The following is a 13,208-nucleotide window of genomic DNA, read 5'->3' on the forward strand; positions in this document are numbered from 1 at the left end:
AAGAATTAAAATGGTTTGTAAATAGCAATAATGTCATTAACATATATTCTATATTTTTCATTTAAAGGTTATATATAGCTTTAACTCTGTTTTTCAACCTATCCAATTTATTAAAATTTTAATACATGAAACTGTTATGGTATTTTATAATCAAACGCATTCAATTTAAATAATATATAAAAATCTCCCTTATTTTATGAATATTCTACATATTTTAATTTTAATATTTCTATTTCCAACATATTCTACAGCATTTGATACGTCAGATTTTTCACATTCTTAAATTTTTATTAATGAAAGTCTAATTTCTTTTTTTCAATATAGTTCTTTTATACTAATTCAATTGCATTACTATAGATAATATGTATTGTACACCAACTAATTCCCATTACATAAGACTAGTGAATTCTGGAAAAGATAATAATATTTTAATCGATAAATAAAAATGAGGAGATTACCATGAAAAATTTAGATAAAATAGTTTTGACTGTAAATGATTCAGATAATATAACTGATATTTATGATAAGGTTAATATAAATTTTTATATAGACACAGGAGAATTTATCTATTATATTGATGCTTCACAATATCATAAACTATATAGAATTTTTAAATATGATGGAAAAAGAGAATTAATAGTAGATTCTAAAGTAGAAAATATTGTAATAGTAAAAGATAGTATCTTTTATACTATAAAACATGAAAATGAAATTATGTTAATTAAGTGCAATTTAGAAGGAAAAGATACTTATATAATATATAATAATTTGTCTTATATTAATGCTTACTGCATTCATGATGAAGTCATATATTACTGCGAAAATCATAATTTCAAAAGTTATATAAAATCTATGACATTATACAATAAAAATAGTTCTATATTACATGAGTCCATTGGATGTATTTCTGATCTCCATTATTTTGAAGATAATATATATTATAAAAGAAGAAATTATCCTTATGAAGGAGAAGAAGTGCTAAAAAAATTTAATATAAATTATAAAAACAAGGAGTCTGTAGTTGAGACTTTTTGTAAAGACGTTTATTTTTATAATAATTACATTATATACAAGGACAGAAATCTTAGTTTAGCAGTTATAAAAAATTTGCAAACTGGAAAAAAAGTTTATGAAACTAATCAGTGTAATAATATATTAGGTGTATTTAATCAATATGTGCTATTTACTTATGAAGGCTTTACTGATATAGAAGCTAACTATGTAAAAAATATGCTCTATATGCTTAATATAGAAACATTAAATATAACAAAATTAACAGCTTGCAGTGTTTCAAAAGCTCAAATGATAGATAATTACATATATTATAAAGTTAAGGATAAGGATACTACAATTTACAGACAGGATATAAATGGTGAAAATAAGGAAACCATCAATAACTCAAATAGTAATGGTGGTATAAAAATATTAAATAAACTATTTCTCATGATGAAATAATAAAAATAAATAATTTAGGGCAAACACATATAAAATTTTAAGTGTTTGCCCTTTTATTCATGCAGCTAATATTATAGTGTATTTAAATTTTGTGATAATTCTTTTAGTTCTTCTAAATTAGCGCTAACTTCTTCAAGTGAAGCTGCCTGTTGTTCTGTCAATGATAAAGTACCATTAGACATCTGCACTGAACTATCCACAGATTCTTTTATAGATAAATTGACATTTGCTATGCCATTTGCCGTTTCTTTTGATTTCAAGGATAATTTCCTAATCTGGTCAGCAACTATACCAAAACCGGCACCAACGCTTCCGGCTCTTGCAGCTTCTATTGCAGCATTCAAACCCAGCATATTGGTTTCATTGGCAATTTGCTTTATAGATTCCGATATATTAAGTATTTCACCTGAAAAATTCTCTACTTTTTTTACTTCATCATTAAGCTGCTGCTGATTTGTTGATATTTCTACAGAAGAAGAAGCTAAATTATCTATTAAAGAAGAAGCTTGTTCAACATTTTCTTTTAATGTTTCAAACATTTTCTTAAATAAATACTGTTTAATACCAATCTTAACTAAAGTATTACCAACTGTGTGTAAAACTTCAGCCGCAATTTTCAATTCTTTTTTTGAAATAACATGCACTTTTTTAGAAGCAGCTACATACTGATCCTCGTTAATATCCAATTCCCTTGCTAACTGTCTAATTTTTTCTTCATCTAATTCATTATTTGTTATCTGACCACCATATATTCCACCTAAATGTCTTCCATTAACAATTATTGGTGCTGCAAAATCCACTAGACCTGCATGACAATCATATGTAACAGCTTCTCCAGTTCTTATTGACTCATTAAGCCCCTTTAAATCACATTCTAAGCATCGTTTTTCTCCTAACTTAGAACCATGAGTATATTTCATACAAAAATCTGTAAGATTACTACCATTAGTTAAAGCATTTCCATCTTTATCTAAGGTTATACTTGCTATACCAAAGCTATTTGCAAAATCATCTTGAAATTTTTGCAAAAGATTTAAATCTACTAAATCTTTTAATTCGGCTTCATCCAACCAAGAATGTTGATTAACATTCTGCCCCAAATTAATCAGCCCCTTCCTATTTTAGATAACTTTATACATCTTTATAAAATATTGTACATCAAGTGTAATATCATTTCAACATTTCCATACATAAATTTTACATTTATGCTTAACTTTCAACATAATTTTTACATTGATTGTGTTTTGACTTGTATTACAAGCAACCTCCAACTTTAATTAAAATAAATAGTTTTGCGAATTTCAACTCTCTATATTAAAAAATAGGATTTACCTTTTCTAAAAAATTATCTACTAATATCTCTGCTTCCTGGAATGACTTCTCATTATAATTTTCACAAAATGGATCACTAAATCCATGTTTTCCACTTAACATATAAACATCAATATTTAATTTTTTCAAAACTATAACTAATTCCTGTACATTAAATGATTTTTCTTTCTTAGGAAAAATTAGTAAAGCTGGACATTTTGGAATGATATCTATATAATCTCTAATTCGTGAACCATAATATCCTATAATGCCATCACATATATTTTCTTCACTGCTGCATAACCATGCAATTGTTGCACCTATGCTGTATCCCAATAAATATACGTGTTTGTACTTCTGCTTTGCTTCCATAAGAAGCTGCTTTACTTGATGAACTGCTGAATCAAATCCAATACTTTTTGTAAAATACTTATAAGCTTCCTCTTGAAAACTATAATTGAAAGGCTTGCTCACATTGATTAAATTTGGACAAATAACATCATATCCTTTTATAGAAAATTTTTCACAAACCTTTTGTATATGCTGATTAATTCCATATATTTCATGTAATACTATTATTACAGAAGATGAATTATTTATAATTTCCATATGATCCTCCTTAAAAATAATTTTAAGTAAATACTAAAAATTGATATTTCATTAATACTTCATTATAATATGACTATACAAAAGATTGCAAGTTCTTACTAATAACTTTAACTAAAACCAAAAGAACTATAAACAGATTTATAATTAAAAATCCACTTATAGTTCTTCTATAAAAATTCACTGTTATGAATAATACAGTATTTAATCTAGGTTGTTCCACTTTTATGATTAAACCGCTTTAATAGCACTACGTCCGCTTCTATTAAGACTATTATTGATTTTCTCCAATATATTCAAAAGGTGGTTGTGTTTGAGTATAATAGCCGTTTCTAACTTCTACAGCCCAATTTTGTAGCATTTCTTTCTATTCTACACTATTAAAAAAGTAGTCAATACCTTTTGGTGAATCCCAAACTAGAACACGAAATGGTAGTGTACCTGTTGATTCAAAAACATCTTGTTCAGAAGTAAATCTTTCAGTAATAAATAATTGAGGAAGACCATATTGATATGCCATTGCTGGTTCAATAAATGAAAAATAAGAGCCTGTCCAATACTCTTTCCCTATATCCTTTTGGTATATAGTTGCTCCATTTGTATCAATAACCCTTCTTTTTTAACTCAGCATATTTTGCTGGAGTATGAAAATTCAAATGCTCGATATCTGGCGTCTTTGTTTTTGTCGAATAGCTTTTACAATGGGAGACATAATAACCATGTCCATTATCTATATAGCCAACAAGAACAGTATTGTGAACAGTTCTAGGGCTAGTTGGATTAAAACAGCTGAAGGCTATGGGCTTTCCTATATTTCCATTCTTAGGGGGATCTCCAAGCACCTTTTAAATCCTCTAAGTGTTGATTAAATATATCCTTACTCATAATTTGCGCCTCCTCTTCTAATTAAATTATATTTATCCATATACTTTCTCAAAAACCTCTAGAATGCTAATTTGTAAATTTTAAAATTCTTAAGAAAGTTATCAATATATACTATTTTTATAATAGAAGAATGTTGCAGAATATATATTTTTCTGTTACTGAAAACATCGGGCTTTAAGCAGATAAATTTTAAATTACTGGTTTCAAGGATTGGATGTTCAGAGAACCTTCTATAGTAATTCATAGAAGGTTCTTAAATTAGCTCGAAGTTTATGTTTATTCTACTTCTTCAGCATTTACCTTAATGTTAGATATAACTCCCATAATCTTTATTGATTCATTCATGTTTTCCTTAAATAGCTCTGTAATATTAACTACACTTCTAATACATAATATTACACTACATAATAGATTAATTCATTGTAATCTAAACCATACTCATCAAATATAACTCTTAAAGTATCCAGTTTTGCTTCTGTACTTAGATTCTTTTCTACATATACTTTATCAGCAATTTTAAAAATAGAATATTGCAAAAGTTATATGGCTGCCCTTCCTCTTTTGTAACACATCTTTACCTCCTTAAGTATTATGTTAACAAAGATACAATATCTTTTATTATTAAGGAGGGAAGATTATGACTCTCTTTGATCAGTCATTTGCCGATCTGCTGGCTATCAAAAGCAAGCGGAATCCGGATAATTATAATATAGTATTTTTTGGTGACAGCTGGGTTCAACGCAGTATAGGAAGCGATGTAAGATTTGTAAGCAATGACATTTTTGAAGTAGCTATGCAAAGAGCAATGGATTTTAATCCCTTACTTTTTGCCTATGGTGGTGATGGTGCCTTCACTGGTACCGAAGATAACCTAAATTTCTTAGTTGAGAAAATCAAAAGTTTAAATAAAGATAAAAACGGTGACAGCGTGCCCTTTTTCATGGTTCCAGGTAATCATGATGCCGCAAGATTAGGTACTACACTCTCCCTAGATAACTACAAAAAGATTATTGGCCCAGAAGATATTCATTGGTCTATTGATTTGCCTGAATTCAGACTCAGGCTGGTTGGGCTTAATTCTTTATATCATTATATTTATAACGAATATGGTCTGACAGAAAATGAGCTGGGATTCTTGGTCAACAGTTTACTGGATGTTAAATGCTCTACGAATGTTTTTGTCTCTATGCATGTTCCACCAAGAGAACCGAAGCTTGACTGGGTTGGAGACGATGCCTTCCCAAATGGAAGAGGAAGAAGAGACTTTTATAAAATAGTAAGGAACAGAGTCTCCAGAGTTCTTCTAGGTCACATTCATGATTTCCAGCTGGCTGAAGCACATGATGTTAGATTCATTCTGTCGGGTGGTGGCGGAGCAACTCTTAATGTAGGTGCTCGATTCCATATCGTTGTAATAAATATTCGAAGCCATGGTAACCATAGTGTAATTACATCGCAGTTTGTTCCTGTAGGATGGCATAGAGCAACTGAACCTGTATCCCCATAGATAATGAACGTGATGAAATAAAAGATTTCGTTGCAACTGAGAAGCAAATCTATAAAATTCATAAAGCAGAATATTAAAAGAATGTACCCCAAAATATAGGGTACATTCTTACGTACTAAATGACTTTATATAATTTCAACAATTCTTTAATGATTGTTCAGTAAACCTTCTTCAAAGGTTTCTTTTCAACAAGCTTCATGATTCAAATTCTTCTACCTTTAATTTCGGTTTTTGATAATATTACATTTAATACTATAATTTTATATATAAAACAAAAATGTCCACAAAAAAAGGCAATTTAAAGCCAATCTTATGGGTGTTTTCTTATCCTTGTATATTCCATTGTAATTCAAACCCATCCTTAAAAACAAAGGTTACATCTTCTTCTGAATTCACCTTTACTATTTCAACAACTGCATTCCAAAGCTCACCATCAAACTCTGTTAAAATAATAGGACTATTTTCTAACATTTTTATAAATGTGCCAAAAAGAGAAAATAGAAAAGAACTATAAACAGATTTGTATTAAAAATCCACTTATAGTTCTTCTATAAACAGAGCACGTAATAATCTAAGTTACACCACTATAGATAACATATATTACCTCACTATGATGTTCCCACCATAATAAAGCAGTTCATTACCTATAATAATGGTTCCTTCGACTATATAAAATATCTACACAACTACACACAACCTCTCGGCTGTATATAATCATTTCAACACTTCATATAATCTTAGCTCGACCTTATATTATAAGTTGGAACCCTGATATAATCAATTTTGTTGACTATACTAAAGCTTTTCCCCACAATATAAAATCTTTCCTCTGACCATATATAAGCTATTTCACAATAACCTATATATAATCGTTGGCCGATTCATATATACCTCTATTCAAAGCACATATAAATCTTGGCTCAACTGTTACATACCCTATGCTATTATAATAACCTTTTTGTGTTTATTATATACTGGTAATTTTTGGGTCACATTTTAATCTTATGTTAACCCTTAATCAATTAAAATCATGTTAGTTTCTAACTTTAATTTATCCCATGGCTATCATTGCTAACTTCCTATTTTTAATTATGAAACTTCTCTGCTTAACTAACGAGCTACATCTGATACAGCTCTATTTTCAGTGATTTTTTGTGACTGTCCCAATGTTTTCATTTGCTTTACTGCAAGAATCAATGTAATTGCTGTACTCAATACATCTGCTATAGGTTGAGCCATCCATACACCATCTAATTTAAAAAATGGTGGAAGTATAATAAGCAGTGGTATAATCATTATAACTTGTCTTAAAAGACTCAATATTGTAGATAATTTAGCTTTAGCTATTGCTTGAAAATAATTGGTACAAACTATTGAACTTCCTACAATTGGGAAGAACAAAAGATCTATTCTAAGTCCTCTAGCCCCCATGCTTATAAGGCTTTGATCACTGGTATTAAAAATACTTATTATTTGTACTGGGAATAACTGAACCATTATAAATCCTAAAGTAGTTATTACTGTAGCTGCTGCTGATGCATAAAATACAGTCTTTTTTACTCTATCATATTGCTTAGCTCCATAGTTATAACCAATTATAGGCTGAGCACCTTGATTTATTCCAAAAATAGGCATAAGTATAAGCATAGTTACACTCGTTATAAGCGAAAATGCTCCTATTGCAATATCTCCTCCATATATAGCAAGACTTTTATTAAATGTTATAGTAACTAAACTTGCAGCCATTTGCATTGCAAATGGTGACATGCCAATAGATGTTATTTCTTTTACTACAATTTTATCTAACTTCATATTTTTCTTGGTTAATTTTAATAAGCTTTTTCCACCAGTAAAATACTGCAATGTCCAAATCACAGTAACACTCTGTGAAATAATGGTTGCAAGAGCAGAACCTTTTACTCCTAAATGAAGTACAAATATAAATATTGGATTTGCTATAAAATTAAGTACTGCACCTATTAACATTGTGAGCATAGCAATTTTAGGATTGCCTTCTCCACGAATGATATTATTAAGTCCCATACTTACACTTTGAAGTATTACACCTAAAAGAATTATGAAACTAAAGTCCCTAGCATAAGGTAAAGTTTCATTACTTGCTCCAAGCACCTTAAGAATTGGATTTAGAAATGATATTCCAAAAATAGTTATACATAATGAAAATATAACAAGCAAGGTAAATGCATTTCCTAATACTTTTTCGGCCTCTTCTTTTTTATGCTGACCAAGCTTTATTGAAATTACAGCTGCTGCACCAATTCCAGCCAGCATTGCAAACCCCATTATTACGTTAACTATTGGAAATGTTACTGCAACTCCTGAAAGTGCTATAGAACCTACTCCTCTGCCAACAAATATTCTATCTACTATGTTATAAAGCATATTAACCATCATTCCAATTACCGATGGAATTGAAAATTTCAACAAAAGCTTTCCAACAGTTTCTGTACCTAATTCGTTTGTTTTGTTCATACATTTCCCTCCATATAAATGTTATGCATTGATATAGTTGCACACACAACTATATTAATGCATAATTATTATTATATAATATACTGCTTTTATATGCAACAACAATTTTTTGATGTTAAATTCCTGCAAAAGCATTAAAAATACTTTCACAGCTTAAACTTGACATCCACAGCTTTCAATACAAGTACAAAAATCTCTACACTTAATATAGTATAGAGATTTTTTACAAAATGTCCTTATTCAAAGGGCCAATTTTTATTTATTAAATTTTTATAGTATTTTATCTTTATAACCTTTAAAAATATTTATTTTACAGTAAACTCATATCTCAAATCTTCTGTTAACGGCTCCTTATACTTTGAAGTAACCTTCTTGCTGATATAAATATAATAAGTTTCCCCTGACTTATATGGATTTACAGGTGATACCTTTATTATATTATCTGAATCACAGCTTACCTTTACCTCTACTTTGTTTCCCTTTAAATCAGTTACATATATATTATCTGATGTTACTGTGGATGGATCTGCAGCCTTTGTAAATTTAAGATGCCATTCTTTATTTTCATCTACCTTATCCGACATAACAGTAGTTTTTCCATTGAAATAATCCTTTGGCATTTCTATTAAAGTAAAGCTGCTGAATTTATTCACATATATAGAAATACCTACTGCATTACCTTTTTCATCGTATACAATAGTTCCTTTATCCTCCACATCTTCTCCATCACTGTGATGAACCATAACTGCTAAAGAGGAAAGAAACTTGTCTAACTCCTCCTTTGAGCTTGGCAACTTTGAAGGATCTATTGGTATAGTTATCTTTGTTCTGCCTGTAATGTTTGCTTCTATTTCTATAGGGTTGCCTAATGCTTTTACTTCACCATTTACGTCTCCAAAAATCTTTAAACCCATAGCTTTAGTTTCATCTATTTTGCTTTTATCTGTTACTTCCTTAATGCTTATATTTACATCTCCTGATATGCCCCTCAAGGTTTCCTTTGAAATTTCAAGTTTAGCCCTTGATGCATCTATTTTTACTCCTATACCATTCTTTGCTAACTTATCTACTGAAGTCTTTGGTATTTCAATTTTTAATGCATCTGCTGGGTTATCCTTTAGATCTGTTATTGGTATTGTTACTTCTGTCTTATTGGCAACTAATGTTTTTGCTATAATTTCTGTTATTTTTGCTTCATCTAATTTTACTGTATCTATTTTTGTTCCACCTTCTACTGTTCTTGTTATCTCCACCTTTACTGGTGCTACTGTGCTATCTGTTCCTTCTATTACGTCCACCGTTCTTGTGCTTATTGTGCTACTTCCTCCGGTTGTAGTTCCGCCACCTGATGTATTAGTTACTGTAGTATCTATTATAGTTACTGCCACTGTTTGAGAGTTTCCACTGCTAAAATTGAAGGTTATTACAAAACTTCCTCTATTTTGATTTGATAAGTAACCTTTTGCAATTGTAATAATATTTCCATTTACAACATAATCCGTTCCATTTATTAGAGCATTACCTCCATTACTTATTCCAGCTAATGTATTTCCATTAAAATTTACATACATATTTATATCAGCTTGATTTCCAACATTCTTATCAAAGGCAACTGTCGATAAACCTAAACTCGAATTTCTTATTTCTTGTGCATATGCTTTCCTTGTTCTTGAACTTTCTGTTTTACCTTGACTTGTTACTGATATATATATGTTTCCTGCATTTACTCCAAGCTGTGATACATTGATTGTAACTGAAGTTTCTCCTAATGCTACTGTACCTATTCCAAGTAAACTTCCTCCTGATATATCATTGTAAACTTTAACTATATCCCCTGGATTAATTGCTGTTACTGTAATTATATCTTGTACACCTTCAATATTGTTTGTTACTGTTATACTTGCTTCGCTTGGTGCAGCTGTTACTATTAGTGCTGGTGCTCCCACTACCACCTCTACTGTTGCTGTATGATTTTCACTATTTGCATAACCTGCTGGCATTGTTCCTAAAGTTGCAGTAAATGTATAGCTTCCTAATGCATTCGGATTATAGTTGTCTGTATCCACCCATGTGCTTACTGGTAACGTCACTGTATTACTATTTGCTGTTACACTTGTCGGCAAGGTTGATATTACTGCTGCTGCATTTGCATAGATTGCACTTCCTGCATTTCCAGCTATTTTACTTGGGATTGCATCAAAACTGGTTATTTCTGTTGTTATTGCTGCTGGAGTTACACTATTAGATGCACTGGAAGCTGCACTTGTTCCAACTCCATTGGTTGCTGTTACTGTAAAAGTATAACTTGCTCCGTTGGTAAGTCCTGTTACCGTTATTGGACTGGAAGTTCCTGAAGCTGTTTTTATACTTACTCCTCCTGCTGGGGTTGCTGTAACTGTATAGCCTGTAATAGAACTACCTCCATCATCTGTAGGTACTGTAAAAGTTACAGATGCTTGTGCATCTCCAGCTATTGCTGTTCCTATTGTAGGTGTTTCCGGTACAGATATAACCTTTACCGTAGATGCCATACTTAAAGTAGTTGTATCGCTTCCTCCATTAGAAGTTCCTCCATTATCTTGTATAGAGGTTAAAGTTATTATACGATTCCCTTTAGTAGGATTTAACCCGCTGTCTTTATAAGTTAATCCATCTATTAAGCTTTTTTCATCTGTACAAGATTTATCACCTGAAATTGTTATTGTAGCAGTTGAGCCAGTTAAGGATACAACATAAGCAAAATTATTATTAGCAGTTGAGCCAGAACTATTTGTTAATGAAACATCACTGCCATCAACAGCCAATATTTCATTATTGCCGTCTGTTACATTACTTACTGTAAGAGTAAGACTTTTGATCATTTGTCCAGCTTCTACAGTTGATGCAGTTGTGCCACTAAATAAGGCTACTGCTGAATTGCCTGCATTATAACTAGGATTTAAAGCTGTAGCTACTAAAGTTGGTAGATTATTCACTGCTGTTATACTTACTGTTTTAGTTGCAGCATTACTATCGTTAGTTCCATCATTAGCCACAAAACTAACAGTACGTGCAGCTGTATTAGGATCATTGGAGCTATCACTATAAGTAACAGCTTGTAATGCTGCCTGCCACTGAGCTAATGAGGCTGTTGCACCAGAAGAAGTAAGAGTTAAAACTCCTGCACTTGAAGTAAAACTACTAGAAATATTTCCATACTTGGAGGAATCATTATTAGTAAATCCTAATACATCCTCTGAAGAATGAAGATTTCCTGTAATAGAAACAGTAGCACTGGAAAGCTTTGAGGCACTGACAGTTAATCCGCTATCCACTGCTGCAGGTTGACCCCCTTCTTCAAAAGTTGTAGTTCCTACGGTGGTTGTTACTATTGGCACTGCTGCTATTGTTTTAGTAGCAATTTTACTATCATTAGCTCCATCATTAACTACAAAGCTGACAATACGATTAGCTGTATGAGGTGAACTTGAAGTATTTTTATAAGTAACAGCACTTAAAACTGCCTGCCACTGTTCTAACGTAGCAGTTGCTCCGGAAGAATTAAGAGTAAAAGTTCCTAAAAGGTTATTATAGCTGCCAGAAATATTTCCATACTTAGAGGAGTCATTATTGGTAAATCCTAATACATCCTCTGAAGTATAAATAGTTGCATTTGTATCTTTAACAGAAACAATTGCACTAGCAAGTCTTGCTGTATGCGGACTGTTCACTGTTATCCCGCTATCTACAGCTATTGCTTGATTTCCCCAGTTAAAAACTGTAGTACCTAAGGATGTTTTCACTGTGGGTATTGCAACCACTGTTATTGTTTTGTTTACAACAGCGCTGTTGTTAGTTCCATCATTAATCACAAAGGAAACAGTACGAGTAAATTGAATAGGTGGACTTAATGTATCATTATAAGTAACAGACCTTAAAGCTGCCTGCCACTGACCTAATGTAGCTGTTGCACCAGAAGAAGTAAGAGTTAATTCACCTGTTACTGCATTATAGCTACCTGCAATATTACCATAATTAGTTGCAGTACTTGTAAAATTTAATACATCTTCAGATGAATGAAAATTTCCTGTAATAGATACTGTAGCACTGGCAATCTGTGAGGCACTTACAACTAAGCCACTATCCACTGCTGCAGGTTGGTCTCCTTCTTTAAAAGTTGTAGAACCTGCTGATGTGGTTACTGTAGGAGTTGTGCTTGTGGCTACTTTGGTTAAAGTAAGCTTAATATCACCAAAATCAATGTAATCTGAAGTTAGGTCAGGTGATGCTGGTGATATAGATGCAATCATTGAAACCTTCAGTTTTCTAGTACCACTTACTACTGCAGTGGATCCTGTTTTGTTTTGCCAGTCGTTACTATTATCATCAGCAGAATTATTTGATAATTCATAGCTACCTTTTTTGACGTCACTATCATCTAACATTTCTACTCTTAAAATAGCAGTAGAAGATGCCTTATATTTTCTTATATAGGCACTTAAATTTAATGTAACGTTTCCGCTGTCCACATCCAATGCAATACTTGATATATCTATAGTTTGATAAAGGGTTTCACTTGCTGCACTTTGTGGATAATAATCAAACCAAACATCATTTGGATCGTCATCATAAACAGTACTACCCAAAAAATCATTGGAGTTTCCGACTAAAAACTTTGAATTAGAACCTTGATCTGAAGTCCAACCTTTAAAATCTTGTGATCCTGTTCCGCTTCCAACACCATTGCTTAACTTTCCATCACCATTTACTACAAGATTAGTATTATATGTTATTGAGTCTGCATAAACCTTAATTGTACTAAAATTTAATGTTAGTCCTAATAACATAAATGCTGAAAGAAGCATGGACATTATCTTTTTAAAAAATTTTTTCATTTAATATCTCTCCTACTTTCATATAAAATATCTAGCTTTATTTATAGTTAGCACATAATTTCTGCTATCACTATGAC

The 13,208-nt window shown here is 31.2% G+C and carries 9 protein-coding genes; 2 read left to right on the plus strand and 7 right to left on the minus strand.

Annotated elements, in window-relative coordinates; genetic code table 11:
- The first annotated feature begins 459 nt into the window (after positions 1–459).
- Complete coding sequence (locus tag Q6H37_RS20330; protein ID WP_318735906.1) at positions 460–1,455, plus strand: DUF5050 domain-containing protein; 996 nt, start codon at positions 460–462, stop codon at positions 1,453–1,455.
- A gap of 71 nt (positions 1,456–1,526) precedes the next feature.
- On the opposite strand, the gene Q6H37_RS20335 is transcribed toward Q6H37_RS20330, so the two are convergent.
- The 4 genes from Q6H37_RS20335 to Q6H37_RS20350 all read right to left on the minus strand — a co-directional run bounded on the left by Q6H37_RS20335 (position 1,527) and on the right by Q6H37_RS20350 (position 4,793).
- Positions 1,527–2,555, minus strand: coding sequence for a PocR ligand-binding domain-containing protein (locus tag Q6H37_RS20335; RefSeq protein WP_318735909.1), 1,029 nt, complete (start codon positions 2,553–2,555; stop codon positions 1,527–1,529).
- A 214-nt stretch (positions 2,556–2,769) separates the two neighbouring features.
- Positions 2,770–3,375, minus strand: coding sequence for a dienelactone hydrolase family protein (locus Q6H37_RS20340; RefSeq protein ID WP_318735911.1), 606 nt, complete (start codon positions 3,373–3,375; stop codon positions 2,770–2,772).
- 364 nt (positions 3,376–3,739) lie between these two features.
- Complete coding sequence (locus Q6H37_RS20345; RefSeq protein WP_318735913.1) at positions 3,740–3,892, minus strand: hypothetical protein; 153 nt, start codon at positions 3,890–3,892, stop codon at positions 3,740–3,742.
- Between the two features lie 760 nt (positions 3,893–4,652).
- On the minus strand, positions 4,653–4,793 hold the full coding sequence (locus Q6H37_RS20350; RefSeq protein ID WP_318735915.1) for a hypothetical protein: 141 nt from the start codon (positions 4,791–4,793) through the stop codon (positions 4,653–4,655).
- A 101-nt stretch (positions 4,794–4,894) separates the two neighbouring features.
- Between Q6H37_RS20350 and Q6H37_RS20355 the strand changes: the two genes are divergently transcribed.
- Positions 4,895–5,764 carry a metallophosphoesterase family protein gene (locus Q6H37_RS20355; RefSeq protein WP_318735918.1) on the plus strand — a complete coding sequence of 290 codons (870 nt, stop codon included), beginning with the start codon at positions 4,895–4,897 and terminating at the stop codon, positions 5,762–5,764.
- Positions 5,765–6,088: 324 nt separating this feature from the next.
- Here the strand turns inward: Q6H37_RS20355 and Q6H37_RS20360 are convergent, their stop codons facing one another.
- From Q6H37_RS20360 to Q6H37_RS20370, 3 genes are all read right to left on the minus strand, one after another.
- Positions 6,089–6,235: a hypothetical protein gene (locus tag Q6H37_RS20360; protein ID WP_318735921.1), complete on the minus strand. Its 147-nt coding sequence runs from the start codon at positions 6,233–6,235 to the stop codon at positions 6,089–6,091.
- Positions 6,236–6,874: 639 nt separating this feature from the next.
- Complete coding sequence (locus tag Q6H37_RS20365; RefSeq protein WP_318735923.1) at positions 6,875–8,257, minus strand: MATE family efflux transporter; 1,383 nt, start codon at positions 8,255–8,257, stop codon at positions 6,875–6,877.
- Between the two features lie 305 nt (positions 8,258–8,562).
- A complete protein-coding gene (locus Q6H37_RS20370; protein WP_318735926.1) occupies positions 8,563–13,131 on the minus strand; it encodes a X2-like carbohydrate binding domain-containing protein in 4,569 nt (1,522 codons plus the stop codon).
- Positions 13,132–13,208 lie beyond the last annotated feature (77 nt).

Source organism: Clostridium sp. JS66, assembly GCF_033561535.1.
In the GTDB taxonomy this organism is placed as follows: Bacteria; Bacillota; Clostridia; order Clostridiales; family Clostridiaceae; genus Clostridium_AM; species Clostridium_AM carboxidivorans.

Bases quoted from the DNA above. Each gene is read 5' to 3' on its own strand.
- Q6H37_RS20340 (WP_318735911.1), bottom strand. From the start codon at position 3,375: ATGGAAATTATAAATAATTCATCTTCTGTAATAATAGTATTACATGAA.
- Q6H37_RS20360 (WP_318735921.1), bottom strand. From the start codon at position 6,235: ATGTTAGAAAATAGTCCTATTATTTTAACAGAGTTTGATGGTGAGCTT.
- Q6H37_RS20370 (WP_318735926.1), bottom strand. From the start codon at position 13,131: ATGAAAAAATTTTTTAAAAAGATAATGTCCATGCTTCTTTCAGCATTT.
- Q6H37_RS20345 (WP_318735913.1), bottom strand. From the start codon at position 3,892: ATGGCATATCAATATGGTCTTCCTCAATTATTTATTACTGAAAGATTT.
- Q6H37_RS20365 (WP_318735923.1), bottom strand. From the start codon at position 8,257: ATGAACAAAACAAACGAATTAGGTACAGAAACTGTTGGAAAGCTTTTG.
- Q6H37_RS20355 (WP_318735918.1), top strand. From the start codon at position 4,895: ATGACTCTCTTTGATCAGTCATTTGCCGATCTGCTGGCTATCAAAAGC.
- Q6H37_RS20330 (WP_318735906.1), top strand. From the start codon at position 460: ATGAAAAATTTAGATAAAATAGTTTTGACTGTAAATGATTCAGATAAT.